The sequence below is a fragment of the Aestuarium sp. genome (assembly GCF_023253315.1).
GTDB lineage: Bacteria > Pseudomonadota > Alphaproteobacteria > Rhodobacterales > Rhodobacteraceae > Marivivens > Marivivens donghaensis.
The window spans coordinates 22,956-49,853 of sequence record NZ_JALRGW010000013.1 but is presented as its reverse complement, the minus strand read 5'-3'; the positions used below and the strand labels follow the sequence as shown (position 1 = coordinate 49,853).

Genomic DNA, 26,898 nt, shown 5'->3' with positions numbered 1-26,898 from the left:
ATCTGACTTGCCGTAATGCAGGTCGGGAACGTCAAAGGAGTCCCCCTTGGGCAACGCACGCAATATCGTATTTTGGGTCGTCCTGTTTTTGCTGGTCGTCTCGCTCTTCAATGTTTTCTCGTCTGGTTCGTCGAGCCTGCAATCCACTCAGCGGAGCTATTCCGAATTCATCCAAGCGGTGAATGACGGCAGCGTCCAAAAGGTAACGCTGGATGGCGAACGTGTCCTCTACACTGGAACTGACAACCGCGAATACGTCGCGATCCGTCCGACCGATGCGCAGGTCACAGACATGTTGATCGCACGCGATATTCCGGTGACCGCAGACGCGCAGGAACAATCCACGTTCCAAGCTGTGCTACTGAGCCTTCTGCCTTTTGTTCTGCTGATTGGCGTCTGGATTTATTTCATGAACCGTATGCAGGGCGGTGGCCGTGGTGGTGCGATGGGCTTTGGCAAATCCAAGGCGAAACTGCTCACCGAAAAGCATGGCCGTGTGACCTTTGATGACGTGGCTGGCATCGATGAGGCCAAAGAAGAACTGCAAGAGATCGTAGAGTTCCTGCGCAATCCGCAGAAATTCAGCCGCCTTGGCGGTAAGATTCCCAAAGGTGCGCTTCTTGTTGGCCCTCCGGGTACGGGTAAAACGCTTCTGGCACGCGCAATTGCGGGCGAGGCCGGCGTTCCGTTCTTCACCATCTCTGGTTCTGACTTTGTTGAGATGTTTGTTGGTGTGGGTGCATCCCGCGTCCGCGATATGTTCGAACAGGCGAAAAAGAACGCACCCTGCATCGTGTTCATCGACGAAATCGACGCTGTTGGCCGTGCGCGTGGCGTTGGCATGGGCGGCGGTAATGACGAACGTGAACAGACGCTCAACCAGTTGCTCGTTGAGATGGACGGCTTTGAAGCGAACGAGGGCGTGATCATCGTTGCGGCAACCAACCGCCGTGACGTGCTCGACCCTGCGCTGCTGCGTCCGGGCCGTTTTGACCGTCAGGTCACTGTTCCGAACCCAGACATCAAAGGCCGCGAGAAAATCCTCGGCGTCCACGCTAAGAAAACCCCGCTCGGCCCTGACGTTGATCTGCGCATCATCGCACGCGGCACCCCAGGGTTCTCTGGTGCGGACCTCGCCAACCTCGTGAACGAGGCGGCCCTAACTGCTGCCCGCGTTGGTCGTCGCTTTGTCACTATGATCGACTTTGAAAACGCTAAGGACAAAGTCATGATGGGCGCGGAACGTCGTTCTATGGTTCTGACCCCCGATCAAAAAGAGAAAACCGCCTATCACGAGGCTGGCCACGCTGTTGTTGGTCTGTCGCTGCCTGAATGTGACCCCGTCTATAAGGCGACGATCATTCCGCGTGGCGGTGCCTTGGGCATGGTTGTGTCTCTGCCAGAGATCGACCGCCTGAACTGGCACAAGGCTGAATGTCAGCAGAAACTCGCGATGACGATGGCAGGTAAGGCTGCTGAGATCATCAAATACGGCGCGGACAACGTATCGAACGGCCCCGCTGGTGACATCCAGCAAGCCAGCCAACTGGCCCGCGCGATGGTTCTGCGTTGGGGTATGTCGGACAAGATCGGCAACGTGGATTATTCCGAGGCCGCTGACGGCTACACGGGCAACACCGCTGGTTTCTCTGTTTCGGCGCACACCAAAGAAGCGATCGAAGAAGAAGTTCGCCAGTTCATTCAGGACGGCTATGACACCGCGTTCCGCATTCTGACCGAAAAGAATGAGGAATGGGAACGTCTGGCCCAAGGCCTGCTGGAATACGAGACCCTCACGGGCGAAGAAATTCAGCGCGTCATGAAAGGCGAACCGCCCCAAGGCAACGGCGACGACGATGCAGGCAATGCGCCGTCCGTGGTCGCGATGCCCAAGGCTGGCAAGGCCCGCAAGCCCAAAGACGACGGGCTAGAGCCGGAGCCTACCGCTTGAGCGGAGAGCTAAAGAACGACTGGAACCCCGAAACCTATTCAAGGTTTCGGGGTTTGCGTTTGCGCCCCGCTATTGACCTGCTGCAACAGATTAATGGCGAAATTGATGGCGACATCATCGACCTCGGTTGCGGCAATGGTGCCGTGGGCGAACCGCTCGCGGAACGCTTTGCAGGTCACAAAATCATTGGCGTCGATGCTTCTGAGGCGATGCTGGTGCAGGCGTCAGAAACTCGCGCCTATGACGACCTCGTTCATGCGCACATCGACCATTGGCAACCCGCCCGTCCACCTGCGGTAATCTTTTCCAACGCGGCACTGAACTGGCTCGGTGATCATCAAACGCTGATGCCGCGCCTTGCGGGGCAATTGGCAGAGGGCGGTATCCTCGCCGTGCAAATGCCGGGACAGCACAACGGCCCGTCCCATGCGCTCGCCCGTGAAATCGCGGTCGAGATGTTCCCAGACCGCCTTGCCAACGGCGGCTGGAATACGGATGTTCTGGACCCAGCAGCCTACCACCGTATCCTGTCCCGCCTCGGCACTGTCACCGCGTGGGAGACGACCTACCTCCAACCACTCGCTGCCGTGGACGATGGCCATCCCGTGCGTCATTTCACCCAGTCCACCTACCTGCGTCCGATCCTCGATAAACTCGATGCAGAGGAACAGGCGAGCTACCTCGCGGCCTATGAGGCTGGGCTGTCTGTGGCTTATCCTCTTTTGCCCAACGGCGGTGTTTTATTCCCGTTCCGCCGTATCTTCTTTGTTTTGGAAACGTAAATGCCTGCTCTGATTAAGACCAAATATTCTGGAACGATTACTCACCTTGGCTACATGCCCACGTTGTCGGATGGCACGGTCACGTCTCATGCGGTCGATCAGATGGCGATGGACTTCGGTGGTTATGACAAGGACGCCCACTACGGCCTAACGCGCCCGTCGTGCAGCCGTGTGACCCAGCAGTATCCCAAAGGCACCGACATTCGAAACACCCGTCAGGTTTCGATCCTCTCCGCCAATGAGATGGCAGAGATTGCTGCCGACCTCGGGCTAGAGGCGCTGGACCCGCTATGGCTCGGCGCGACCATTGTGATCGAAGGTATCCCTGATTTTTCCCACATCCCGCCGTCCTCGCGGCTGCAATGCGAACGCACTGGCCTGACGCTGACGGTCGATATGCAAAACCGTCCCTGTCACGTCGTGGCTAACACCATCGAAGAGGCAGAGCCGGGCCATGGGAAAACCTTCAAAAGTGCTGCAAACGGCAAACGTGGTGTGACGGCTTGGGTCGAACGGATCGGAGAGATTCAAGTCGGCGATCAACTCACATTGCACGTGCCAGATCAACGCGCGTGGGCCCCTTAGGTTTCCGATCGGCAACCGCGCTTTCCCCTTGGCGGCGATTTCAAGGCTGAAAAGGTCGGAAACGCATACATACCCCACTTCCTCCCGCGATAGCCTTGCCGCAAATAACAGGGAAGAGGAATGACCCGTGACCTTCAAGACTGACATTCAGATTGCCCGTGAGGCGAATAAGAAACCGATCCAAGAGATCGGTGCCATCCTTGGTATCGAGTCCGCTGATTTGATCCCATATGGTCACGATAAGGCAAAAGTCTCTTCTCGTTTTGTAGAAGAGGTCAAATCCCGCAAGAACGGTAAACTGATCCTCGTCACTGCGATCAACCCGACCCCTGCGGGCGAAGGTAAGACCACCACGACCGTAGGTCTGGGTGATGGTCTGAACCGTATCGGTCAGAAAGCTGCGATCTGTATCCGCGAAGCGTCCCTCGGGCCGAACTTCGGGATGAAGGGTGGCGCGGCTGGCGGCGGTTACGCGCAGATCGTTCCGATGGAGGACATGAACCTCCACTTCACGGGCGACTTCCACGCGATCACCTCGGCGCACAACCTTTTATCGGCAATGATCGATAACCACATCTACTGGGGCAACGAGCTCGAGATCGACGAACGTCGTGTGTCGTGGCGCCGCGTGCTGGACATGAACGACCGCGCACTGCGTGACACCGTAACCTCGCTCGGTGGTGTGTCGAACGGCTTCCCGCGTCAGACGGGCTTTGACATCACCGTAGCCTCCGAAGTTATGGCGATCCTCTGCCTCGCAAACGACATCGACGACCTTCAGGAACGTCTGGGTTCGATGATCGTGGCCTACCGCCGCGACCGCACCCCGATCTATTGCCGCGACATCAAAGCGGACGGCGCAATGACCGTTCTGCTCAAGGACGCAATGCAGCCGAACCTCGTTCAAACGCTCGAAAACAACCCTGCTTTCGTGCACGGTGGACCGTTCGCAAACATCGCGCACGGCTGTAACTCTGTTGTTGCAACCACCACTGCGCTGAAACTCGCAGACTACGTTGTAACGGAGGCTGGTTTTGGTGCTGACCTCGGCGCTGAAAAGTTCATGAACATCAAATGCCGCAAGGCTGGCCTCGCACCTGACGCAGTTGTTGTCGTGGCAACCGTTCGCGCGATGAAAATGAACGGCGGCGTAGCGAAAGCGGACCTCGGCGCGGAAAACGTTGCAGCGGTCGAAAAGGGCTGTCCGAACCTTGGCCGTCACATTGCCAACGTGAAATCCTTCGGCGTGCCTGTTGTCGTTGCGATCAACCACTTCGTCACCGATACCGAAGCCGAAATCCAAGCGGTCAAAGACTACGTTGCCAAGCAAGGTGCCGAAGCCATCCTGTCGACCCACTGGGCTGACGGCGGCAAAGGTGCAGAAGCACTGGCACACAAGGTCGTGCAACTGGCGAACTCAGGCGCGGCTCACTTTGCGCCGCTCTATCCTGATGAAATGCCTTTGTTCCAAAAGATCGAAACCATCGCAAAACGCATCTACCATGCGGACGAAGTTCTCGCGGACAAGAAAATCCGCGATCAACTGCGCGAATGGGAAGACGCAGGTTACGGCAATCTGCCGGTCTGTATGGCAAAGACACAATATTCGTTCTCAACGGACCCGAACCTGCGTGGTGCTCCGACCGGACATAGCGTTCCGATCCGCGAAGTGCGCCTGTCTGCCGGTGCTGGTTTCGTTGTGGTAATCTGCGGTGAGATCATGACCATGCCCGGTCTCCCGCGTGTGCCGAGTGCGGAAAACATTCGCATTGGTGACAATGGGCAGGTTGAGGGGCTGTTCTGATCAGGGTAACGGGTCAGCAACGCCACCAATTGAAAAAGAGGGGAGCCGTATGTCGGCAACTGTGATTGACGGAAAGGCCTTTGCGGCCTCAGTGCGCGAAAAAGTGGCGGGTCATGTGGCCCGCCTGAAAGAAGAGCAAGGGATCGTGCCGGGCCTTGCTGTGGTGTTGGTTGGCGAAGATCCCGCGAGCCAAGTCTACGTGCGCTCTAAGGGCAAACAGACCGTCGAAGTCGGTATGAAGTCGTTTGAATATAAACTGCCTGATACCACGACCGAAGACGAACTGTTGGCCGTCATCGACAAACTGAACAATGATCCGCAGGTTCACGGGATCTTGGTTCAGTTGCCGCTGCCGTCGCATATGAACTCTGACCTCGTGATCAACGCGATTGATCCGGCAAAGGACGTGGACGGTTTCCACATCTCGAACGTCGGTCTGTTGGGCACGGGGCAGAAATCGATGGTGCCGTGCACGCCGCTCGGCTGTCTGATGATGCTGCGCGATCACCACGGATCGCTGTCGGGTCTGAACGCTGTTGTGATCGGTCGTTCGAACATCGTTGGTAAACCAATGGCGCAGCTGCTGCTGGGCGATAGCTGCACCGTCACCATCGCGCACAGCCGCACCAAAGACATCGAAGCTGTCGTCCGTCAGGCCGACATCGTTGTCGCGGCTGTTGGCCGTCCTGAAATGGTCACAGGCGACTGGATCAAACCGGGTGCGACCGTCATCGACGTGGGCATCAACCGCATCGACGCAGGCGAGGGTAAAACCCGTCTGGTTGGTGATTGCCACTACGACAGCTGCGCTGAGGTTGCTGGGGCGATCACCCCTGTTCCAGGTGGCGTTGGCCCGATGACCATTGCGTGCCTGCTGGCAAACACTGTGACCGCATGTTGCCGTGCGAACGGTCTGCCAGAGCCCAAAGGCTTGACCGCTTAAAACCAATAGCCCTTGCCGTGATTACGGCAGGGGCACCACCAAGGCCCGCGGTCCCGTCAGTACCGCAAAGGCCCGCGCCGCAAAGAGATCCCTGATCGGGGATTTGACCGCAGGAATCCCACCCGTGTAGGTCCCGAAGGCAGGCATAATCAGTCGATTTTCATCATAGACGAAACAGGCCCGCGCAGGTCCGCTGAGGCTGTGTTTCGGGTGGTAGTGGCCCGACACTTCGGCCTGTGCGCCGTTTTCCGCGATATGGCGGAAGGTCAGCGATCCCGCTGTCACTTCGTCCACATATTCCCCGCCCAACTCGACTGGCCCCGCATCGTGGTTCCCTGCAATCCAGACCCATTCGCGTCCCGCCTGCATCCGCGCAAGCCACAGTTTCTCCGCGTCGGGCATATGTTCGATCGCCTCAACATCGTCGAAGCTATCGCCCAGACAAATCACCCGCGCGGGCGACACCTCGTCCAACACAGCATCTAACCGCGTCAGCGTATCGCGCGTGTCAAAGGGCGGCAGAAGGGCGCGCCCCTTGCGGGCAAAGCGTTCGGACTTGCACAGGTGCAGGTCCGACACGACCAGAGTGTTATGATCGGCCAGCCACAACGCGCCATCGGCACGCGCGGTCAGTTGGGTGTCACAGAGGGAAAAATCGTGATGCGTCATGCCAGCGTCTTTGGCCGCAGCAGGGAAATGCGTCAAGTGGACTTAGCCCAATCCCGCCTCTTTCATCAGGGCCTCGGCGCGTTCAGCCTCTAGCCGTTCGCGGGCGACCCCTTGGACGGGTATCTTTCCGACTTCTAACAACAACGGTGCGGCCAGTGGCGGCAGACGGTCGAGCGCGAGATGATCAATCCGCCCGCTCGTCCGCGTCAGCATTTCCTCAATCCGTCCAAAGTCGACCAAACCGCGCATGGCCTCTTCGCGGGTGATGCGCAGCATCAGGTGGTCAGGGTCGTATTTCGCTAGCGTGTCGTAGAGGATATCGGACGACACCGTTGCCTGCCGCCCCGTCTTTTTCGACTGCGGCGTGTTGCGCATCATCAGCATGGCGATGGTGGCCGCCGTGCGGAACGTGCGCTTCATCACCATGTTCGATTGCAGCCAGCGATCACGCCCTTCGCGCAGCCCGTCTGCGGTGAGGAGGGGTGCGACATCCTCAACAGGGTCCAGCCCCCAGACAAGCGTCGCATAATCCGTCGCGACAAAGCCTAAGGGCGCGAGGCCCGCTTCTTCCATCCGTTGCGTCAGGATGAGGCCCAGTGTCTGCTGCGCGTTCCGCCCCGCAAAGCCGTAGACGCACATGAACTGCCGCCCGTCATGCGGAAATGTCTCGACCAGCAGCCGATCCGCGCGGGGCAGGTGCGAGACCTCCCGCTGGAGGTGCAGCCATTCCGCCGTGTGACGGGGCAACTCGGGCCAATCGGTCTGCTGGAACATCGCCAAAACGCGGGCCGAAAGCTGGGTCGATGTAGCGAATTTTGTCCCGTTGAATACCGCCACTCGCGGGTTCTGGGCGGCAGAGCGCGTGACCTCCACCACCATTTCTTTGATCCCTTGATAGCGGACGATTTGCCCGCCGATCAGGAAGGTATCCCCAGCGGTCAGCGTCGCGGCAAAGCTCTCTTCGACCTCGCCCAGAGGTTTGCCCGCCCCCCGCATGCGCACTTTCAGCGTCTCAGTATCCTGAATGGTGCCGATATTCATGCGGATCGATTGCGCGGCCCTTGGATCACGAAGCTGCCAAAGCCCGTTCCGTTCCATCAACCGTTGCCATTTATCATAGGCCCGCAGCGCATAGCCGCCCGTCGCCACGAAATCCAAACAGTCGTCAAACGCCGCCCGCGATAGCCCCGCATAGGCGCCAACGGATTTGACCTCGTGAAACAGCTCTGTCGCATCAAATGGTCCTGCACAGGCGCGGATCAGGATGTGCTGGCACAGAACGTCACGCGGTCCGTCGCCTTTGGGGTCGCCATCCAGATCATGATCCCGTGCGGCGGCAAGGGCTGCAACACACTCGATCACCTCGAACCTATTCGCAGGAACCAAGAGCGCCTTGGACGGCGCGTTATACCGGTGATTGGCCCGACCGATCCGCTGGATCAACCGTTTCACGTTCTTGGGTGCGCCGACCTGAATGACGAGATCGACGTTGCCCCAATCGATCCCCAGATCGAGGCTCCCCGTGCAGACCACCGCCCGCAAATCCCCGCGCACCATCACCGCCTCAACCGCATCGCGCTGATCCCGTGAGAGGCTCCCGTGGTGGATGCCAATCGGCAAATCGTCCGTATTGGCGAGCCAGAGGTTGTGAAAGAATATCTCTGCCTGCGCCCGCGTGTTGTGGAAAATCAGCGTGGTCTTGTGGAGTTTGACCTCTTCCAACACGGCTGGGATCGCATAGCTCGCACCCCCTCCAGCCCAAGGCGGCGGGGCGTCTGTGACCAACATCCCAATGTCAGGCGCAGGCCCTGGGTCCGCATTGAGGATCGCGCAGCCAGTGGAGGACAGTTCCCGTGCGAGGGCCTGAGGGTCCTCAACGGTCGCCGACAGACCCACGCGCCGCAGGTCAGGGCACATCGCCTCTAGCCGCGAGAGGGCCAGCATCAACTGATCGCCGCGTTTGCTCTCTGACAGGGCGTGGATTTCATCGACGATCACACGTTTCAGGCCGCGAAACATCCGATGCGCGTCTTCATACGAGGTCAGCAGCGCAAGGCTCTCTGGCGTGGTCAGCAGGATGTGCGGCGGATCAACCCGCTGCCGTTTCTTGAGCGTGGCACTGGTGTCGCCGGTCCGATCCTCAATGCGGATCGGTAATGCCATATCCTCAACAGGCCGCCGCAGGTTCCGCCCGATGTCCGCCGCCAATGCTTTGAGCGGCGAGATATAGAGCGTATGAAGCCCCTCGTGCGTGCCATCCGCCAGTTCCACCAAGCTCGGCAAAAACCCAGCCAGCGTCTTACCACCGCCCGTCGGGGCAATCAGCAGCAACGCCTTTTCCGACGCCCGCTCCAGCATGTCGCGCTGATGCGGGTGGATCTGCCAGCCACGGCTGGCGAACCAATCATCGAAAACTTGGGGTAGGGCGGTCATACGGCCAATCTGCCTTGGTTCGAGGCCACGTCAACCCCAGCAACAGCTTAGAGCGCCGATGGTCTTGCATTTGCGCGGTCGGCAAGCTCTGCGCGGATTTCATCGCTGTGCTCCCCACGGTGCGGAATGGCGGCGGGCGACCATGCGGGTTGGCCTGAAAACCGTGGCGCTGGGGCAGCTTGCAGGGTTCCGTCAACCTCGTGCCACGCGGACCGCGCAGCGTTCAACGGATGCGCCATCGCCTCTTCTGGGCTGAGTATAGGGGCCACGCAGGCATCCGTTCCCGCAAAAACAGCGGCCCAGTCGTCACGGCTGCGTGTCGCGAAAATCCCTGTCAGTCGGTCGGTCAGATTGGGCCACGCGTCACGATTGAATTGGTCCTGAAACGCGGGATCATCGCCCAACCCAAGAAGGTCGAGGAAGATCGCGTAGAATTTCGGCTCTAGGCACTGGACGCCAATAAACCCACCATCGGCGCAGCGATAGGTTCGGCTCCAATGCGGCCCGTCCAAAAGGCCCTGCCCACGAGCCGTTGGGAACATGCCTGACTGTCGCAAGGTCATCAGAAGGTTCATCATATGCGCCGTGCCGTCATAGATCGCGGCATCGACAACGGTGCCTTGCCCCGTGGCGCGGGCCTTGAGGATGGCGGCCAGCATACCGACGGCCAGATACATCGCACCGCCGCCAATATCGCCAACCAAGGTCGGGGGCGTCATCGGCTGCGCCCCTGTTTCGCCCGCATACCACGCGCCGCCCGCCAAAGAGATGTAGTTCAGGTCATGACCCGCCGTATGCGCCAGCGGTCCGTCTTGGCCCCAGCCCGTCATGCGCCCGAACACCAGCGCTGGGTTCACCTGATGACAAACCTCTGGCCCAAGGCCGAGTTTCTCCATCACGCCGGGGCGGAACCCTTCGATGAGGCCGTCCGCGCTCGCCACCAGTTGAAGCGCGGTCGCCACATCGACAGGCGACTTGAGGTCGAGAGCGATAGACCGTTTCCCACGGTCCAGAACGGCGCGTTCGGGCATCCCCGGCGTCACGCCGCCGCCCTTGCGGTGAATGACGATCACATCAGCGCCAAGATCGGCCAAGAGCATCGCTGCAAAGGGACCGGGGCCAAGCCCTTCGATTTCGATAATCCGCACGCCATCCAACATCATCGCTGGCTCCTCCCCGCCTAAATGTCCCCCAAGTAAAGTTATGAGGGGCGAGGCGGACAAAGACCAGCGCGTCAGCGCATCCAGAATCCGTTGGCTTTGATCCGATTGCGAATCTGGCGCTCTTTCCGCGGAAGGTCGTTCTGATCGAACAGGTCTCGAATTTTTGCCCCGCGTCCCTGATAGACCAACCGTTTGATCGGCTCATAGAGTTTGAGGATCTTTTTCACCTTATTCGGCGTCGCGACTTCTTCGAGCACCTGAACCACACGGTCGCTTTCGCGCGCGTAGAGCAGCGGGAACATGCGGTAGTGACAGGTGACATCCCCATCCAGACCGTCCAACTCTGGCCCAGGCCTGCCGCCGCCAAAGGAATGGATGACCAGCGGCAGGATTGCTTGGTCTAGCCAAGGGTCGAGCGACTGAACCGCCAATTCATCAGGACGATTGTCGCGTAGCTCTACCGCCCATTCGGTGAACCGTTTTCCGAATTCCGCAGGATCGCGATAGAAAAACCAGCCCGCGTTAAAATAGAGATACCGTTTCCAGTATTCATCGGGTTCGGTCAGGTCGAGCGTGCTTTCGAACTCCAACCCGAATTTGTCGTAGAGCGATTTCCAGACGCCCGTATAACCGGGCCAGTAGAGCTCTTCTTCAGGCCATGTCCCTTCGCGCCGCATGGATGCCGAGGGACGGTCGAAATCGAACGCCACCTTGGAAATATCGCCCGTGATCAACGTGTCAGTGTCGAAAAATACGAACGGCTCGCCAGCGGGCAGGGCGCTGAGGCCTTCGATTTTGTTGCCATAGGGGTAGGCCTGCCCGAAATGCTTGCTCTCGAACGGCACGATTTCCGCGCCCAGTTCGATGAGCGCTTCCTTGACCGAAATGTCCATCGTTGGGTCGGATTTCCACAGCGGCCCCATTTGCGGCTCTGCAACGATCAAACGACCTTTGAACTCTGGGGAATTCGCCCGCAGCGAAGCCGCAAACAGCAGGGCCTCATACTGAAGCCGTCCCGATTGTCCGACGATCATAATATTGAACGGCGGAGTGGTTTTCGATTTTCGCGCCATAGCTGCCTCAGGTCTTTTGCAACCACTATAGGGGGAAGTCGTGACCTGCGAAACCCGAACACGCCAAAGGATGCGCGGAAATCGCGGTGTGCGGTGCATCGACATGTGGGGGAAGTGGTGGGCGACCCTGGAATCGAACCAGGCGTGGGTCTCCCCGGCGGAGTTACAGTCCGCTGCCGCACCTTGCAGCCCGTCGCCCGAACCTAGGCAATGCCTCGTTCGTGGGGGGCTGAATATGGGTCTTGGCCGAGGGCGTCAACAGGAAAAATGATCGTTTTTCGACACACTTGTGTAAACTGCCAGTTTGGCCCATTGAGAGGGCTAGGATATAAGGGGTTCGCCATGCAAAAACCGAAGTGGGTCATCGAAAAAGAACAGGCCAAACGTGCAGCCGCACAAGAAACTGTTTGGCTGTTTGGTCTCCATGCGGTGCGCGATGCGCTGATGAACCCCCGTCGCAAGCGTTTGCGGCTGGTTGTGACCAAGAATGCTGAGGCAAAACTGGCGGATGCGATCGCAGCCAGCGGCATGGTTCCCGAAATTTCGGACCCACGCAAATTTGCAGCCCCCATCGATCCCGACTCGGTCCACCAAGGTGCCGCTCTCGAGGTGAAGGCCCTCGAATGGGGCACTTTGACGGATGTTGTCATGGGGCCAGGCATCGATCCTGCCCGGATTATCCTGCTCGACCGTGTGACCGACCCGCATAACGTCGGTGCGATTCTCCGCTCTGCCGAGGTGTTTGGTGCCCGCGCTGTGGTTGGTGTGCAACGTCACTCTGCCCCTGAAACGGGTGCGCTGGCGAAAACCGCGAGCGGCGCGCTAGAGCGTCAGCCCTATATCCGCGTGCGCAATTTGGCGGATGCGATGGAAGAGTTGAAACAATTGGGCTTCATCATTCTGGGCCTCGCAGGTGAGGCGGATCAAACTATCGAAGCTGCACTGGAAGGTCGCAAGGATCGCCCTGTTGCTCTCGTTCTCGGTGCAGAAGGCCCTGGTTTGCGTGAAAAAACCCGCGAAACTTGCGATGCGCTGGTGCGGATCGACTTTGCGGGCGGGTTCGGATCGCTCAACGTGTCGAACGCTGCGGCGGTGTCGCTTTATGCGTCCCGTTAAGCCTCTGTTCACGTTTTTCTGAACAGTCTTTTCTTAGGCAAATCAGTGCCTATCTTTCTTTCATGAGGCAAGCCTCGGAACAGGCTTGCAATATCTCACTGTCCCTCGTTCCATACTAGGCGTTCGGGTCCCAATCCCCCGAACGCCTTTTTTCTGCGAAAATGCTGGGTAATCCGCACCATGACGATCCAAGACGACATCATCGAAACCGTTCTACGCCAAACCAAAGTCATTGCTCTGGTCGGGGCGTCTTCAAATCCGGAACGCCCATCTTATCAGGTGATGGCCTATCTCATGGCCAACGGATACCGCGTGATCCCCGTGAATCCGGGCCTCGCTGGGCAGGAATTGATGGGTCAGTTGGTCTATCCTGACCTGACCTCGATCCCTGATGAGGTCGATATGGTCGACATTTTCCGTCAATCCGACGCGGTACCTGCCATCGTCGAAGAGGCGCTCTTGCGCTGGCCCACGCTCAAGGTCGTTTGGACCCAGTTGGGCGTTGTTCACGACGGAGCAGCAGCCATGGCAGAGAAGCGCGGCGTCACCGTAATCCAAGACCGCTGCCCAAAGATCGAGATTGCGCGCCTCGGGCTCTGACGGGGGCGAACCCCCTCAGTTGCTCAGAGCATCCAAGATGCGAGCCCAGCTACGGATGCCTTTGTGGAAACTCCGCAGGTCGTATTTTTCGTTGGGCGAGTGGATGGAATCATCCTCCATCGCGAAACCGATCAGCATCGAATCCATGGCGAGGATGGTTTTGAAATAACCAGCGACGGGAATCGATCCGCCTGACCCTGTGAACGCCGCAGGGTTGGGCCACTCATCGGTCAGGGCCGCACGTGCAGCGGCAAAGGCGGGGTTCGTCGTCGCCATCACGCTCGCAGGGCCCGCGCCATGGTCATGGAATTCGACCGAACAATCGGGCGGAAGCTGATCGCGCACCCATTGGCGGAAGTTATCACGGATTTTCAGCGGGTCTTGGGTCCCGACAAGGCGGAAGCTGATCTTTGCCTTGGCGACAGAGGGCAGCACGGTCTTGAACCCGTCACCCGTGTAACCGCCCGTAATCCCGTTCACCTCTGCCGTCGGCCGTGCCCAAATCTGTTCGAGGACGGTTTTACCCGCTTCGCCCGCAGGGGTGCTGAGGCCCACGTCGGCGAGGAACGCTTTGTCGTCAAAGCCCAAAGCCTCCCACTGGCTGCGCAATTCGTCGGATAGCTCTGGCACGCCGTCATAGAAATCAGGCACCGTGATGCGGCCAGTGTCGTCGTGCAGATTGGCGACGATGTTCGACAACACGCGGATCGGGTTGATCGCGGGGCCACCATACATGCCCGAATGCAGGTCTTTGGACGGACCTGTGATGACCACCTCTTCACCCAAAAGACCGCGCAGCATGGTGGTGATCGCAGGTGTATCGGCATCAAACAGGTCGGTGTCGCAGATTAGCGCAACATCGGCGGTGAGGTCCTTGGCGTTCGCCTCCATGAATGGGACGAGCGAAGGCGAACCGCTCTCTTCCTCGCCCTCAAGGAAAATCGTGATCTTGCACGGCAGCTTGCCCGTTTCCGCAACATAAGCACGGCATGCCTCGATAAAGGTCATCAACTGGCCCTTGTCATCGGATGCACCACGGGCGCGAATGACCTTGCCTTTTTCGGTCTCCTCGATCGCAGGATCAAAGGGATCGCGGTGCCAGAGGTTCAGCGGATCAACGGGCTGCACATCGTAATGCCCATAGAACAGAACATGCGTTCCGCCTTCGCCACCATGCGCCACGACCATCGGATGACCGGGGGTAGGGCGTGACGCCGCGTCAAAGCCGATGCTCTGTAGATCCTCAACCAGCCAATCCGCGGCCTTCGCACAGTCTGCCTTATACGCAGGGTCCGTGCTGATCGACGGAATGCGGAGCAATTCCATCAAACGATCCAAGGCGTTATCCAGATCAGTGTCGATACGGGTGAGGATGGTGGACAGGGTCATGATCGCTCCGGCTGTGGTTTCCGATAGGAGACTACGCCGTTCCGATAGGGTGTCCAGTAGTGGAAAAGGTCGTTTTTGTCGCTGGCGTGTCAAAAGGTAGCGTATTGTTAGAACCAGTCTAAGGCTATATGGACCCACGAACCTGCCGTTAGCGTATTCGCGCTGCCTGACGTGAAGGATAGACATTTGGACTACAACGCCCACCTCGACGCTGCACTTGGTAAACTCCACGAAGAAGGCCGGTATCGGACCTTCATCGATATCGAGCGAAAAAAGGGACATTACCCTCACGCGCTTTGGCGCAAAGAGGACGGTAGCGAACAGCCGATCACAGTGTGGTGCGGCAATGACTATCTTGGCATGGGTCAACACCCTGTCGTTCTGGCGGCTATGCACGAGGCGCTCGACGCAACGGGCGCTGGCTCTGGCGGGACACGCAATATCTCTGGCACGACCGTTTATCACAAACGGCTCGAGGCCGAGCTGGCCGACCTCCACCAGAAAGAAGCGGCACTTCTCTTTACCAGCGCTTACATCGCGAACGATGCGACGCTGTCGACGCTGCCGAAATTGTTCCCCGGTCTGATCATCTATTCGGACGAGCTGAACCACGCGTCGATGATCGAAGGCATCCGCCGCAATGGTGGCGCGAAACGCGTGTTCAAACACAACGATCTAGCCGATCTGCGCGCCAAACTGATGGCCGACGATCCTGCAGCGCCGAAACTGATCGCCTTTGAATCCGTTTATTCGATGGACGGTGACTTTGGCCCGATCAAAGAACTCTGCGATCTGGCAGAGGAATTCGGCGCGCTGACCTACCTTGATGAGGTGCACGCCGTTGGCATGTATGGCCCGCGCGGTGGCGGTGTGGCTGAACGTGACGGTCTCTTGGATCGCATCGACATCGTGAACGGCACCTTGGGCAAGGCCTTTGGCGTTCATGGCGGCTACATCGCGGCGTCGGCCAAAATGTGTGACGCGGTGCGCTCTTACGCGCCGGGCTTCATCTTTACGACCTCGCTGCCGCCTGTTGTGGCGGCTGGCGCTGCCGCCTCTGTCGCGCATCTGAAAACCGATCAGGCGCTACGCGATCTGCATCAGGAACGCGCTGCGGTTCTGAAACTCCGTCTCAAGGGCATGGGCCTGCCGATCATCGACCACGGGTCCCACATCGTGCCTGTGATCGTCGGCGATCCCGTCCACACCAAAAAGCTGTCCGACATGCTGCTGAGCCAGTTCGGCATCTACGTTCAGCCAATCAACTTCCCCACCGTTCCACGCGGCACAGAACGTCTGCGGTTCACCCCGTCGCCTGTGCACGGACCGAAGGAAATTGATGCTTTGGTGAGCGCAATGGACAAACTCTGGAGCCATTGTGCGCTGAATCGTGCCGAAATGGCTGGTTAACTTTTTTCTGCCTGTGCACTGCTCTTTAGTATATGCTAGGGGCAATCAAAGGCATCGTGATTGGGACGAATCGTAAAGCGATGCCGCTAATTTGAGGCGGTGGGACGGCCCTAATGATCGTTAAAGGTTTCCGGCGTAAAGCTGCACCTGAGGCTGAAGAAAACAAAGGCTTTGACGCCTTTGATCTGCGCCTTGGTGACCTCATGCGTGGCGAACGTGCCACCATGGGCAAGAGCCTTTTGGACGTTCAACGCGAACTCAAAATTAAAGCGGCCTATATCGCGGCAATTGAGAACGCTGACCCCTCTGCATTCGATACTCCGGGCTTCATCGCGGGCTACGTGCGCTCTTACGCGCGGTACCTGAACATGGACCCCGATTGGGCTTTCACGACATTCTGCCGCGAAAGCGGATTTGCGACCGCGCATGGCATGTCCAAAGCGGCCTCCAGCACAAAGACCAACCGCACCTTGGCGACCGACCTTGCGTCCCAGCAGTCGAAACCCAAGGATATGTTCTCGACCCCATCGACCCCGTTCGTTCCTGCGGGCGAGGGCTTCTTTGCCAAGATCGAACCGGGCGCGATTGGCTCGCTCGCTGTTCTCGTGGCTCTGGTCGCGGGCTTGGGCTACGGCGGCTGGACTGTTCTGAAAGAAGTGCAAAAAGTCCGTTTCGCACCTGTTGAAAACACCCCCGTTGTTGTGGCCGACCTCGACCCGCTGGCAGGTCTTGGCACTGTTGCGGATGACGCTGGTGCCTATGCCGCTGCGTTTGAACCGCCTGCGGCTGATGGCCTCGACCGTGTATATCGTCCTCAGGCGCTCGACGTGCCTGTGATGATCGCCCGCGACGGCCCGATCTCTGCGCTTGACCCGTCGTCGATTGGTGCGCTCGCCCCCGAGGTAGAGCAAGGCCCGACCATCATGGCGACTGCACTACCGACAGAGACCGCAACACCGATCACGGGCACTGTTCAAGTGACCGATGGCCCTGCGCCTGAACTGGCGATGGTTGCTGTGCGTCCGTCGTGGGTGCGTGTGCGTGCCGCCGACGGTGCCGTCATCTTCGAAGGTATCATGAACGCGGGCGATACATGGGCTGTGCCCGCGATGGCCGAACCGCCTGTCCTGCGGACGGGTGAATCAGGCGCTGTCTATTTCCAGATCAACGGCACGATCCACGGTCCGGTGGGCGAACGCGGCGTGGTGACGTCGAACCTCGCGCTGTCGGCTGATGAACTGGCACAGACCTTTGCGGTTGCTGATTTGTCGGCTGACGATGATCTGGCTGCGATGGTGAATGTCGCGCAGGCTGAAATCACTCAGTAATCCGCCTTTCCGATCACATCTTTTCGTTGACCCGTTGCCTGTCGGGGTGCCGCGCTTTAGGTAAAGCGCCGAGGCTTATTTCAAAGGTGTCCCATGTCGCACAACCCGATCCGTCCGTGGCGCAATATTGACCGTCGTAAATCGCGCCAGATCATGGTTGGCAATGTGCCTGTGGGTGGCGATGCGCCGATCACGGTGCAGACCATGACGAATACCTTGACCCATGACGTAAAGGCCACGCTGGACCAAATCATCCGCGCAGCTGAGGCGGGCGCTGACATTGTGCGCGTCTCTGTGCCGGACGAGGCATCCTCTGCCGCGATGAAAGAGATCTGCCGCGAAAGCCCCGTTCCTATCGTGGCCGACATCCATTTCCACTACAAACGCGGCATCGAATCCGCCCTCGCGGGCGCGGCCTGCCTGCGCATCAATCCGGGTAACATCGGGGATGAAGCGCGGGTCAAAGAAGTGATAAAAGCCGCCCGTGATAACAACTGTTCGATCCGCATCGGCGTGAACGCGGGTTCGCTGGAAAAGCACCTCTTGGATAAATACGGTGAACCTACCCCCGACGCGATGGTGGAGAGCGGCCTCGACCACATCAAAATCCTTCAGGACAACGATTTTCACGAGTTCAAGATCAGCTGCAAAGCCTCTGACGTGTTCATGGCGGCGGCGGCCTATCAGCAACTGGCAGAGGCGACCGATGCCCCCATCCACCTCGGCATCACCGAGGCGGGCGGCCTGACCTCGGGCACGATCAAATCGGCGATTGGCCTTGGGAACCTTTTGTGGATGGGCATCGGCGACACGATCCGCGTGAGCCTCTCGGCGGATCCCGTGGAGGAAGTCAAAGTCGGCTATGAAATCCTGAAATCTCTCGGTCTGCGCCACCGAGGTGTGAACATCATCTCCTGCCCGTCCTGTGCGCGTCAGGGCTTTGACGTGATCAAAACCGTTGAAGCGCTAGAGGACCGTCTGTCTCACATTAAAACCCCGATGAGCCTCTCGATCATCGGCTGCGTGGTGAACGGCCCCGGTGAGGCGCTGATGACCGACGTTGGGTTCACTGGCGGCGGGGCAGGGTCGGGCATGGTCTATCTGGCCGGTAAGCAGAGCCATAAACTCGGCAACGATCAGATGATCGATCACATCGTCGAACAGGTCGAAAAAAAAGCTGCAGAGATCGAAGCGGACCAAGCCAAGGCCCTCTGATCGACGCGTCAACGCTTTGCGATCCGCATAAAAACTGGGCAAACGCCTCTATTTTTGACCAAGAGTGCAAAAAATTTAAACCGTCGATTTCGTGCTGCATTGCAGGAAATCGGCGGTTTTTTCGTATACCCGCTTCCCTAAGGTCATCCTGCAATCCACTGTTTTGGAACGGTTTCCATAGTTTTCCTGCGGACGATCACTGCTTTTCTGCATTGCGCGAAGGCACTGCGCCCGTGAAATCCCATGCGTTTTTGTCGGATTATTTTACCAATTGATAAAAAATAAAACCTTGGCAGTCTTTCGGCAAAACCAATGACAACAGGGACCACAAATGACCACGCCGATGACCCCCGGTATCCAATCCGGCCGTTTGTCAGCCGACGCGCTTACGCGGAACTTTGAAGACCTCCATGCGCCGCTCGATGCGCATGAGGCCCGCGTTGCTGCCGACCGCTGTTATTTCTGTCACGATGCGCCGTGTATGACGGCCTGTCCGACGTCGATCGATATTCCGCTGTTTATTCGTCAGATACAGACGGGCACGCCCGAGGCGGCTGCGAAAACGATCCTGTCGCAGAATATCCTTGGCGGCATGTGCGCCCGTGTCTGCCCGACAGAGACGCTCTGCGAAGAGGCCTGCGTGCGCGAAGAGGCCGAAGGCAAGCCCGTCATCATCGGTCAGCTTCAGCGTTATGCGACCGATACGCTGATGGACAAGGGTGTGCATCCGTTCACCCGCGCCGCCCCCACGGGCAAATCCATCGCCGTTGTCGGGGCAGGGCCTGCGGGTCTGTCCTGTGCGCACCGACTTGCCATGAAAGGCCACGATGTCACCCTCTATGACGGTCGCGCAAAGGCAGGCGGTCTGAACGAATACGGGATCGCCTCCTATAAATCGACCAACGACTTTGCAGCGCGCGAGGTCGCTTGGCTCTTGGAAATCGGCGGCATCACCGTTGAGACGGGCAAGATGCTAGGGCATGATCTCACCCTTGATGGGCTGAAAGCCGACCATGATGCGGTGTTCCTCGCCGTTGGCTTGGGGGGCGTGAACGCTCTGCGCATCGAAGGCGAAGACCACGCGACCGCCGCCGTTGATTTCATCGAAGACCTTCGTCAATCCACCGACCTGACGACACTCCCCGTGGGTCGGAATGTGGTGGTGATCGGCGGCGGCATGACCGCCGTCGATGCTGCTGTTCAATCGAAACTGCTGGGCGCGGATACGGTGACAATCGCCTATCGCCGCAGCCGTGCTGAGATGGCGGCAAGCCCATTTGAACAAGACCTCGCCGCCGCCAAAGGTGTGCGCCTGATGTTCAACGTCATGCCGACCGCGATTGCCGATGGGGCGATCACGCTGGAATACACCGCGACAAAGGATGGCAAACTCTCTGGCACGGGCGAAACCGTGACCTTGCCCGCCGATCAAGTGTTCAAAGCCATCGGTCAGACCCTCACCACGGATGCTGGCCTCAAACTTGAGGGCGGTAAGATCGCCGTTGATGCCACAGGCCGTACGAGCCTCGCAGGGGTTTGGGCGGGTGGCGACTGTGCCACGGGTGGCGAAGACCTCACCGTAACGGCCGTCGCCGAAGGACGCGACGCCGCCGAAGATATCCACGCTGCAGTGATGGGAGCGTAACATGGCCGATCTAACGACAAACTTCTTGGGTATTACCTCTCCGAACCCGTTCTGGCTCGCCTCTGCGCCGCCGACCGACAAGGAATACAACGTTCGCCGCGCCTATGAGGCGGGTTGGGGCGGTGTCGTTTGGAAAACGCTCGGCTCCGAAGGCCCGCCCGTCGTGAACGTCTCTGGCCCGCGCTATGGCGCGATCTGGGGTGCGGATCGCCGTCTCCTCGGGTTGAACAACATCGAACTGATCACCGACCGCCCGCTGCAAACCAACCTCGAAGAAATCACCCGCGTGAAAAAGGACTACCCCGACCGCGCGTTGATCGTATCGCTGATGGTTCCTTGTGATGAGGACTCGTGGAAAGCGATCCTCCCGATGGTCGAGGAAACAGGCGCCGACGGGATCGAGCTGAACTTTGGATGTCCGCACGGCATGGCCGAACGCGGCATGGGCGCTGCCGTGGGGCAGGTGCCTGAGTACATCCAGATGGTCACGGAATGGTGCAAGAAATACTACTCCAAACCGGTGATCGTAAAGCTGACGCCGAACATCACCGACATCCGCAACCCCGCCCGCGCCGCCAAGGCAGGTGGCGCAGATGCGGTTTCCTTGATCAATACGATCAACTCGATCACCTCTGTGGATCTCGACCTGATGGCCCCGCAGCCGACCATCGGCGGCAAGGGCACCCACGGCGGCTACTGCGGCCCCGCAGTGAAACCAATTGCGATGAACATGGTGGCCGAAATCGCCCGCGACCCGCAGACCGCTGGCCTGCCCATTTCGGGCATCGGTGGTGTGACCACGTGGCGCGACGCGGCAGAGTTCATGGCGCTTGGCGCGGGCAACGTGCAGGTCTGCACCGCCGCGATGACCTATGGCTTTAAGGTCGTCCAAGAGATGATCAGCGGTCTGTCGGAATGGATGGACGACAAAGGCTATACCTCGACCGCCGACTTTATCGGCATGGCCACGCCGAACGTCACCGATTGGCAGTATCTCGACCTCAACTACGTCACTAAGGCTAAGATCGACCCAGATGCCTGCATCAAATGCGGCCGCTGCTACATCGCCTGCGAAGACACCAGCCACCAAGCGATCCTGATGAAAGAGGGCCGCGTGTTCGAAGTGGACGACAGCGAATGCGTCGCCTGTAACCTCTGCGTGGATGTCTGCCCCGTTGAGGACTGCATCACCATGGTCGAACTGCCCAAGGGCGAAATGGATGAACGCACAGGTCGCAAACGCGGAGACTATGCCAACTGGACGACCCACCCGAACAACCCCTCGGCGCAGGCTGCGGAGTAAGGAAAATCGTTGCGCGGCTGCCTGTTTCTTGGGCAAGTTGCCAGAAACCTGCCGCGCAACGGTTCAGAATTGGGCTTACGCTCGAAATTTTAGCACTTTGTTTTGATCAAAAAAGCGGTCAGCATGAGGATGCTTTTACCGCTTGGTCAAAAGAGACTCGGACATCAGGAGACAGGAATGGCTGCACTTACCGGCAATCTGACCGTAAATGGGGATCGACTTTGGGACAGCTTGATGGAGATGGCCAAGATCGGTCCAGGGATCGCCGGCGGATGTAATCGCCAGACCTTGACCGACGAAGACGCCGAAGGCCGCGCGCTGTTCAAATCGTGGTGCGATGCGGCGGGTCTGACGATGGGCGTCGATACCATGGGCAATATGTTCATGACCCGCGAAGGCACCGACCCTGATGCTCTGCCGATCTATGTGGGTTCTCACCTCGACACGCAGCCCACGGGCGGGAAGTACGATGGCGTTCTAGGCGTGCTCGGCGCGCTAGAGGCCGTTCGGACGATGAATGACCTTGGCATCAAAACCAAACACCCGATTGTCGTGGTGAACTGGACCAACGAAGAGGGCGCCCGTTTCGCGCCCGCCATGCTCGCTTCAGGCGTTTTCGCAGGGATGCACACGCAGGACTACGCCTATGCGCGGACCGACCTCGACGGCAAATCCTTTGGCGATGAACTCGCGCGGATCGGCTGGAAGGGCGACGAAGAAGTCGGCGCTCGCAAGATGCACGCCTATTACGAACTACACATCGAACAAGGCCCGATCCTAGAGGCAGAGGGCAAAGACATCGGTGTCGTTACCCATTGTCAGGGCCTGTGGTGGCTCGAATTCACCCTCACGGGCAAAGAGGCGCACACGGGCTCTACCCCGATGCCGCTGCGTGTGAACGCGGGCCTCGCCATGTCGCGCATTCTGGAAATGGTCCAAGAGGTCGCGATGAAAAACCAGCCCAATGCCGTGGGCGGTGTGGGCCAGATGCGGTTCTCTCCGAACTCGCGCAACGTGCTGCCGGGTAAGGTGGTCTTTACCGTCGATATCCGCACGCCCGATCAGGCCAAACTTGACGCGATGCGGGCCGAGATCGAAACCCGCGGCGCTGAAATCGCTGCCGAACTGGGCGTCGGTTGCTCGGTTGAGGCAGTTGGCCATTTCGACCCCGTCACCTTTGCCCCTGACCTCGTCACCAATGTCCGCAACGCGGCAGAGCGGTTGGGCTACAGCCATATGAACATCATCTCTGGCGCTGGGCATGACGCCTGCTGGGCCGCCCGTGTTGCCCCCGCGACTATGGTCATGTGTCCTTGCGTCGATGGCCTGTCGCACAACGAGGCCGAAGAGATCAGCCCAGAGTGGGCCAAGGCGGGCACAGATGTCCTGCTCCATGCCGTGCTCGAAAGCGCGGTCATCGTCGAATAAGAGGGAGATCAGACCATGACCACAGTCATCAAAAACGGCACCATCGTCACCGCCGACCTCACCTACAAGGCCGACGTCCAGATCGAGGGCGGCGTCATCACCGCAATCGGGCAAGGGCTCAAGGGCGATAAGGAACTGGATGCTACGGGCTGCTACGTCATGCCGGGTGGCATCGACCCCCATACCCACCTCGAAATGCCGTTCATGGGCACCTATTCCTCGGACGATTTCGAAAGCGGCACCCGCGCCGCGCTCGCTGGTGGCACGACGATGGTCGTCGACTTTGCGCTGCCATCACCGGGGCAGGGTCTCCATGATGCGCTGCAAATGTGGGACAACAAATCGACCCGCGCGAACTGTGACTACTCGTTCCACATGGCGGTTACATGGTGGGGCGAACAGGTCTTTAACGAAATGGAATCCGTGATCCGTGATCGCGGCATCAACACGTTCAAACACTTCATGGCCTATAAGGGCGCGTTGATGGTGAACGATGACGAAATGTATGCCTCGTTCCAGCGTCTCGCCGAACTGGGCGGCATCGCGATGGTGCACGCTGAAAACGGGGACGTTGTCGCCGAACTCTCGGCCAAGCTTTTGCGTGAAGGCAACACAGGCCCCGAGGCCCACGCCTATTCCCGTCCGTCTCAGGTCGAAGGCGAAGCCACGAACCGCGCGATCATGATCGCCGACATGGCGGGCGTGCCTCTCTACGTCGTGCACACCTCCTGCGAAGAAGCCCACGAGGCCATCCGCCGTGCCCGCATGAACGGCAAACGGGTCTGGGGTGAACCGCTGATCCAGCACCTGACACTGGACGAAAGCGAATACTTTAACCCCGACTGGGACCACGCAGCACGCCGCGTGATGTCCCCGCCATTCCGCAATAAGAAACATCAGGACAGCCTCTGGGCGGGCCTGCAATCTGGGTCGCTCTCTGTCGTGGCAACCGACCACTGCGCCTTTACCACGGATCAAAAACGCTATGGCGTCGGTGACTTTACCAAGATCCCGAACGGTACAGGTGGGCTCGAGGATCGTATGCCGATGCTCTGGACCCACGGGGTCAACACAGGTCGCCTAACGCCAAATGAATTTGTCGCTGTAACCTCAACAAATATCGCGAAAATTCTGAACTGCTACCCGAAAAAAGGCGCGGTTCTTGTCGGTGCCGATGCCGACCTCGTTGTCTGGAACCCAGAGAAAGAAAAGACTATCTCGGCCTCTTCGCAACAGTCGGCAATCGATTATAACGTGTTCGAAGGACAGACGGTGAAGGGCCTCCCACGTTTCACTTTGACCCGTGGACATGTGGCCATCCATGATGGTGAAATCCGCACCCAAGAGGGTCATGGCGAGTTCGTGAAACGCGGTCCAAACACCGCCGTGAACAAGGCCCTGTCCACGTGGAAAGAACTGACCGCACCGCGTCCTGTTGAACGCAGCGGCATCCCGGCAACGGGCGTTTAAGAAGAAAGAAGAAGACCTGATGAGTGTCATCGAAGCCAAAGGCCTCAACCTTACCTTTCAGACCAACGACGGGCCCGTTCATGCCCTTCGCGACGTCAACCTCACCATTGAGAAAGGCGATTTCGTTTCATTCATCGGGCCTTCGGGTTGCGGAAAAACGACGTTCCTGCGCTGCATCGCGGGGCTGGAACATCCCACGGGCGGCACGCTCTCTGTCAACGGCATGACCCCCGACGAGGCTCGCAAGGCGCGGGCCTATGGCTACGTGTTTCAGGCGGCGGGCCTTTATCCGTGGCGCACAATCGGCGGTAACATCCGTCTGCCGCTAGAGATCATGGGCTTTTCCAAAGAGGAGCAATCCCAGCGGGTGAAAAAGACGCTCGATCTTGTGGACCTCACAGGGTTCGAAAAGAAATTCCCGTGGCAGCTTTCTGGTGGGATGCAGCAGCGGGCGTCGATTGCCCGTGCTCTGGCCTTTGATGCCGACATTTTGTTGATGGACGAACCCTTTGGCGCACTCGACGAAATCGTCCGCGATAAACTTAACGAAGAGCTTTTGAAACTCTGGGCCCGCACGGAAAAAACCATCGGCTTCGTGACCCACTCTATCCCAGAGGCGGTCTATCTCTCGACCAAGATCGTCGTGATGTCGCCCCGTCCGGGTCGGATCACTGATGTGATCGAAAGCACCCTGCCGCGCGAACGTCCCTTGGATATTCGGGACAGCGCAGAGTTCATCGAAATCGCCCACCGCGTCCGCGAAGGCCTGCGTGCGGGGCATATTGATGACTAAGGTTGGCCCCATCCTGACTGTCGTCCTCGCGATCATGGCGCTCTGGTATGTCGCCTGTATCCCGATGAACGTGCAGGAAACCCTCACCGCTGCAGAACGGGCAGGGGCCGTAGTGACCCCCGACAACGCCCGCGCCCGCGCAGAGGTTGGACGGTTTTCCCTGATGCTGCAAAACACCGATACCCTAGCTGGGAGCTGGTCGGTCGAACGCGCCCGTCTACCCGCACCACATCAGATCGTGGCCGAGCTTTGGGATAGCACATGGACCGAAGAGGTCTATGGTCGCCGTGGCATCGTGAACTCGGGCAGCCTGTCGAATAAATCGCTGATCTATCATGGCTGGGTCACGCTCTCGGCGACCGTCGTTGGTTTCGCCATCGGCGCGGGCCTCGGCGTGCTGCTCGCGGTGGGTATCGTGCACAGCAAAACCATGGATATGTCGGTGATGCCTTGGGCGATTGTCAGCCAGACCATCCCGATTGTGGCGCTGGCCCCGATGATCATCGTCGTGCTTTATTCCTTTGGCATCCAAGGCCTGATCCCCAAGGCCGTGATCAGCGCCTATCTGTCCTTCTTCCCTGTCGTTGTCGGCATGGTCAAAGGTCTGCGTAGCCCTGATGCGATGCAGTTGGACCTCCTTCACACCTATAACGCGGGCCAAAGCGCGACCTTCTGGAAACTCCGCCTGCCGTCCTCGGTGCCGTATCTCTTTACCTCGCTCAAGGTCGGCATCGCGGCATCGCTCGTCGGTGCTATCGTCGGTGAACTGCCTGTGCAGCGCGGTGGGCTAGGCGCGCGCATGCTCGGCGGGTCGTATTACGGGCAGACCGAACAAATCTGGGCGGCGCTGTTCTTTGCCGCTGGCATGGCCGCGCTCTTGGTCGCGCTGATTGGCTGGGTTGAGGCCCGCACCCTCAAACGGATGGGAGTGCAGGCATGATCTACGTCCTCTTTGCCGCGCTGATCTGGGCTATGGGCTGGGGCCTAAACGCCGTGATCGCCAATGGTCGCGCCGCCAAAACGCCTGCCGCGCAAATCGGTGTTCCGCTGATTTTCGGGGCAACCGTTCTGATCATCTGGGAGCTTTTGGTCACGGGTCTGAACATCTCCGCCGTGATCCTGCCTGCCCCCACCGCCATCGCAGCGGCCTTTGGCGCAAACCTCGCGATCCTCTGGGGCGATTTCTTCCAGACCTTCGTCAAAGGCGCGTTCAGTGGTTATGTCATCGGCTGTGGCGCGGCCTTCCTCGTGGCGATTGTCGTCGACCGCTTTGATTTCCTGCGCCGTGGCCTTTTGCCCGTCGGGAACTTTGTCGCGGCCCTGCCCATCGTGGGCACCGCACCCATCCTCGTGATGTGGTTCGGCTTTGATTGGCAGTCCAAGGCCGCGGTCGTCGTGGTCATGGTGTTCTTTCCTATGCTGGTGAACACGGTCGCGGGTCTGCGTGATACGTCCACGATGCAGCGCGACCTGATGCGCACCTATGGCGCGTCCTACACTCAAACCCTTTTGAAACTCCGCATCCCTGCCGCCATGCCCTTTGTTTTCAACGGGCTCAAAATTGCGACATCGCTGGCGCTTATCGGCGCGATTGTAGCCGAATTTTTCGGCTCACCTGTTTTGGGGATGGGGTTTAGAATTTCGACATCGGTCGGTCAGTTGGCCCTTGATATGGTCTGGGCAGAGATCGTTGTCGCGGCAATTGCGGGCAGCCTGTTCTACGGGCTGGTCGCCAAGATCGAGCAATGGGTGACCTTCTGGCATCCATCGCAACGAAAACACTAACCGGCGCAAAAGT

General features: G+C 59.0%; 22 protein-coding genes and 1 tRNA gene. 17 read left to right on the top strand and 6 right to left on the bottom strand.

Features of this window, described 5'->3' with window-relative positions; genetic code table 11:
• The first annotated feature begins 46 nt into the window (after positions 1-46).
• The 5 genes from ftsH to folD all read left to right on the top strand — a co-directional run bounded on the left by ftsH (position 47) and on the right by folD (position 6,065).
• Positions 47-1,951, top strand: a complete 1,905-nt coding sequence (ftsH, locus tag AC1QQ2_RS08490; RefSeq protein WP_105235547.1) for an ATP-dependent zinc metalloprotease FtsH — start codon at positions 47-49, stop codon at positions 1,949-1,951.
• Positions 1,952-2,010: 59 nt separating this feature from the next.
• Positions 2,011-2,733, top strand: coding sequence for a methyltransferase domain-containing protein (locus AC1QQ2_RS08485; protein ID WP_479712815.1), 723 nt, complete (start codon positions 2,011-2,013; stop codon positions 2,731-2,733).
• Positions 2,734-3,318: an MOSC domain-containing protein gene (locus tag AC1QQ2_RS08480; RefSeq protein WP_479712814.1), complete on the top strand. Its 585-nt coding sequence runs from the start codon at positions 2,734-2,736 to the stop codon at positions 3,316-3,318.
• Positions 3,319-3,445: 127 nt separating this feature from the next.
• Positions 3,446-5,122, top strand: a complete 1,677-nt coding sequence (locus AC1QQ2_RS08475; RefSeq protein WP_105235545.1) for a formate--tetrahydrofolate ligase — start codon at positions 3,446-3,448, stop codon at positions 5,120-5,122.
• A gap of 49 nt (positions 5,123-5,171) precedes the next feature.
• Positions 5,172-6,065, top strand: coding sequence for a bifunctional methylenetetrahydrofolate dehydrogenase/methenyltetrahydrofolate cyclohydrolase FolD (gene folD / locus AC1QQ2_RS08470; RefSeq protein WP_067549642.1), 894 nt, complete (start codon positions 5,172-5,174; stop codon positions 6,063-6,065).
• A 21-nt stretch (positions 6,066-6,086) separates the two neighbouring features.
• Here the strand turns inward: folD and pdeM are convergent, their stop codons facing one another.
• The 5 genes from pdeM to AC1QQ2_RS08445 form a co-directional block, all read right to left on the bottom strand.
• Positions 6,087-6,734 (bottom strand): ligase-associated DNA damage response endonuclease PdeM, encoded by a 648-nt coding sequence (gene pdeM, locus AC1QQ2_RS08465; RefSeq protein ID WP_479712813.1) that lies wholly within the window; start codon positions 6,732-6,734, stop codon positions 6,087-6,089.
• Positions 6,735-6,776: 42 nt separating this feature from the next.
• Positions 6,777-9,167 (bottom strand): ligase-associated DNA damage response DEXH box helicase, encoded by a 2,391-nt coding sequence (locus AC1QQ2_RS08460; protein ID WP_479712812.1) that lies wholly within the window; start codon positions 9,165-9,167, stop codon positions 6,777-6,779.
• A gap of 47 nt (positions 9,168-9,214) precedes the next feature.
• Positions 9,215-10,327, bottom strand: coding sequence for a CaiB/BaiF CoA transferase family protein (locus AC1QQ2_RS08455; RefSeq protein ID WP_479712830.1), 1,113 nt, complete (start codon positions 10,325-10,327; stop codon positions 9,215-9,217).
• A 74-nt stretch (positions 10,328-10,401) separates the two neighbouring features.
• On the bottom strand, positions 10,402-11,403 hold the full coding sequence (locus AC1QQ2_RS08450; RefSeq protein WP_479712811.1) for a hypothetical protein: 1,002 nt from the start codon (positions 11,401-11,403) through the stop codon (positions 10,402-10,404).
• Positions 11,404-11,518: 115 nt separating this feature from the next.
• Positions 11,519-11,602 (bottom strand) — tRNA-Tyr (locus AC1QQ2_RS08445).
• A 143-nt stretch (positions 11,603-11,745) separates the two neighbouring features.
• Between AC1QQ2_RS08445 and rlmB the strand changes: the two genes are divergently transcribed.
• Positions 11,746-12,519: a 23S rRNA (guanosine(2251)-2'-O)-methyltransferase RlmB gene (gene rlmB / locus AC1QQ2_RS08440; protein ID WP_067549636.1), complete on the top strand. Its 774-nt coding sequence runs from the start codon at positions 11,746-11,748 to the stop codon at positions 12,517-12,519.
• Positions 12,520-12,699: 180 nt separating this feature from the next.
• Complete coding sequence (locus AC1QQ2_RS08435; protein ID WP_479712810.1) at positions 12,700-13,119, top strand: CoA-binding protein; 420 nt, start codon at positions 12,700-12,702, stop codon at positions 13,117-13,119.
• 15 nt (positions 13,120-13,134) lie between these two features.
• Here AC1QQ2_RS08435 and AC1QQ2_RS08430 read toward each other — a convergent pair whose 3' ends face one another.
• Entirely contained in the window at positions 13,135-14,508 is a 1,374-nt protein-coding gene (locus tag AC1QQ2_RS08430; RefSeq protein ID WP_479712809.1) for a M20/M25/M40 family metallo-hydrolase, read from the bottom strand.
• A gap of 186 nt (positions 14,509-14,694) precedes the next feature.
• Between AC1QQ2_RS08430 and hemA the strand changes: the two genes are divergently transcribed.
• The 10 genes from hemA to AC1QQ2_RS08380 all read left to right on the top strand — a co-directional run bounded on the left by hemA (position 14,695) and on the right by AC1QQ2_RS08380 (position 26,885).
• A complete protein-coding gene (gene hemA / locus AC1QQ2_RS08425) occupies positions 14,695-15,918 on the top strand; it encodes a 5-aminolevulinate synthase (RefSeq protein WP_105235540.1) in 1,224 nt (407 codons plus the stop codon).
• 113 nt (positions 15,919-16,031) lie between these two features.
• Positions 16,032-17,246: a helix-turn-helix domain-containing protein gene (locus tag AC1QQ2_RS08420; protein WP_479712808.1), complete on the top strand. Its 1,215-nt coding sequence runs from the start codon at positions 16,032-16,034 to the stop codon at positions 17,244-17,246.
• A 93-nt stretch (positions 17,247-17,339) separates the two neighbouring features.
• On the top strand, positions 17,340-18,461 hold the full coding sequence (gene ispG, locus AC1QQ2_RS08415) for a flavodoxin-dependent (E)-4-hydroxy-3-methylbut-2-enyl-diphosphate synthase (RefSeq protein ID WP_067549627.1): 1,122 nt from the start codon (positions 17,340-17,342) through the stop codon (positions 18,459-18,461).
• 331 nt (positions 18,462-18,792) lie between these two features.
• Complete coding sequence (locus AC1QQ2_RS08410; RefSeq protein ID WP_479712807.1) at positions 18,793-20,106, top strand: NAD(P)-dependent oxidoreductase; 1,314 nt, start codon at positions 18,793-18,795, stop codon at positions 20,104-20,106.
• Between the two features lies 1 nt (position 20,107).
• Positions 20,108-21,409 (top strand): NAD-dependent dihydropyrimidine dehydrogenase subunit PreA, encoded by a 1,302-nt coding sequence (gene preA / locus AC1QQ2_RS08405; RefSeq protein ID WP_479712806.1) that lies wholly within the window; start codon positions 20,108-20,110, stop codon positions 21,407-21,409.
• A 177-nt stretch (positions 21,410-21,586) separates the two neighbouring features.
• The gene (locus tag AC1QQ2_RS08400; RefSeq protein WP_479712805.1) at positions 21,587-22,837 is read left to right on the top strand and encodes a Zn-dependent hydrolase; all 1,251 of its coding nucleotides are present in this window, start codon (positions 21,587-21,589) and stop codon (positions 22,835-22,837) included.
• 15 nt (positions 22,838-22,852) lie between these two features.
• The gene (gene hydA, locus AC1QQ2_RS08395; protein WP_479712804.1) at positions 22,853-24,307 is read left to right on the top strand and encodes a dihydropyrimidinase; all 1,455 of its coding nucleotides are present in this window, start codon (positions 22,853-22,855) and stop codon (positions 24,305-24,307) included.
• A 19-nt stretch (positions 24,308-24,326) separates the two neighbouring features.
• Positions 24,327-25,100, top strand: a complete 774-nt coding sequence (locus tag AC1QQ2_RS08390) for an ABC transporter ATP-binding protein (RefSeq protein WP_479712803.1) — start codon at positions 24,327-24,329, stop codon at positions 25,098-25,100.
• The gene (locus AC1QQ2_RS08385; protein WP_479712802.1) at positions 25,093-26,040 is read left to right on the top strand and encodes an ABC transporter permease; all 948 of its coding nucleotides are present in this window, start codon (positions 25,093-25,095) and stop codon (positions 26,038-26,040) included. The genes AC1QQ2_RS08390 and AC1QQ2_RS08385 overlap by 8 nt, the downstream gene beginning before the upstream one ends.
• Positions 26,037-26,885, top strand: a complete 849-nt coding sequence (locus tag AC1QQ2_RS08380; RefSeq protein ID WP_479712801.1) for an ABC transporter permease — start codon at positions 26,037-26,039, stop codon at positions 26,883-26,885. Before AC1QQ2_RS08385 ends, AC1QQ2_RS08380 begins: the two co-directional genes overlap by 4 nt.
• Positions 26,886-26,898: the final 13 nt, after the last annotated feature.

Coding starts and splice junctions, on each gene's coding strand:
- AC1QQ2_RS08480 (WP_479712814.1), top strand. CDS start 2,734: ATGCCTGCTCTGATTAAGACCAAATATTCTGGAACGATTACTCACCTT.
- folD (WP_067549642.1), top strand. CDS start 5,172: ATGTCGGCAACTGTGATTGACGGAAAGGCCTTTGCGGCCTCAGTGCGC.
- pdeM (WP_479712813.1), bottom strand. CDS start 6,734: ATGACGCATCACGATTTTTCCCTCTGTGACACCCAACTGACCGCGCGT.
- AC1QQ2_RS08460 (WP_479712812.1), bottom strand. CDS start 9,167: ATGACCGCCCTACCCCAAGTTTTCGATGATTGGTTCGCCAGCCGTGGC.
- AC1QQ2_RS08455 (WP_479712830.1), bottom strand. CDS start 10,327: ATGTTGGATGGCGTGCGGATTATCGAAATCGAAGGGCTTGGCCCCGGT.
- AC1QQ2_RS08450 (WP_479712811.1), bottom strand. CDS start 11,403: ATGGCGCGAAAATCGAAAACCACTCCGCCGTTCAATATTATGATCGTC.
- rlmB (WP_067549636.1), top strand. CDS start 11,746: ATGCAAAAACCGAAGTGGGTCATCGAAAAAGAACAGGCCAAACGTGCA.
- AC1QQ2_RS08435 (WP_479712810.1), top strand. CDS start 12,700: ATGACGATCCAAGACGACATCATCGAAACCGTTCTACGCCAAACCAAA.
- AC1QQ2_RS08430 (WP_479712809.1), bottom strand. CDS start 14,508: ATGACCCTGTCCACCATCCTCACCCGTATCGACACTGATCTGGATAAC.
- AC1QQ2_RS08420 (WP_479712808.1), top strand. CDS start 16,032: ATGATCGTTAAAGGTTTCCGGCGTAAAGCTGCACCTGAGGCTGAAGAA.
- ispG (WP_067549627.1), top strand. CDS start 17,340: ATGTCGCACAACCCGATCCGTCCGTGGCGCAATATTGACCGTCGTAAA.
- AC1QQ2_RS08410 (WP_479712807.1), top strand. CDS start 18,793: ATGACCACGCCGATGACCCCCGGTATCCAATCCGGCCGTTTGTCAGCC.
- preA (WP_479712806.1), top strand. CDS start 20,108: ATGGCCGATCTAACGACAAACTTCTTGGGTATTACCTCTCCGAACCCG.
- AC1QQ2_RS08400 (WP_479712805.1), top strand. CDS start 21,587: ATGGCTGCACTTACCGGCAATCTGACCGTAAATGGGGATCGACTTTGG.
- hydA (WP_479712804.1), top strand. CDS start 22,853: ATGACCACAGTCATCAAAAACGGCACCATCGTCACCGCCGACCTCACC.
- AC1QQ2_RS08390 (WP_479712803.1), top strand. CDS start 24,327: ATGAGTGTCATCGAAGCCAAAGGCCTCAACCTTACCTTTCAGACCAAC.
- AC1QQ2_RS08385 (WP_479712802.1), top strand. CDS start 25,093: ATGACTAAGGTTGGCCCCATCCTGACTGTCGTCCTCGCGATCATGGCG.
- AC1QQ2_RS08380 (WP_479712801.1), top strand. CDS start 26,037: ATGATCTACGTCCTCTTTGCCGCGCTGATCTGGGCTATGGGCTGGGGC.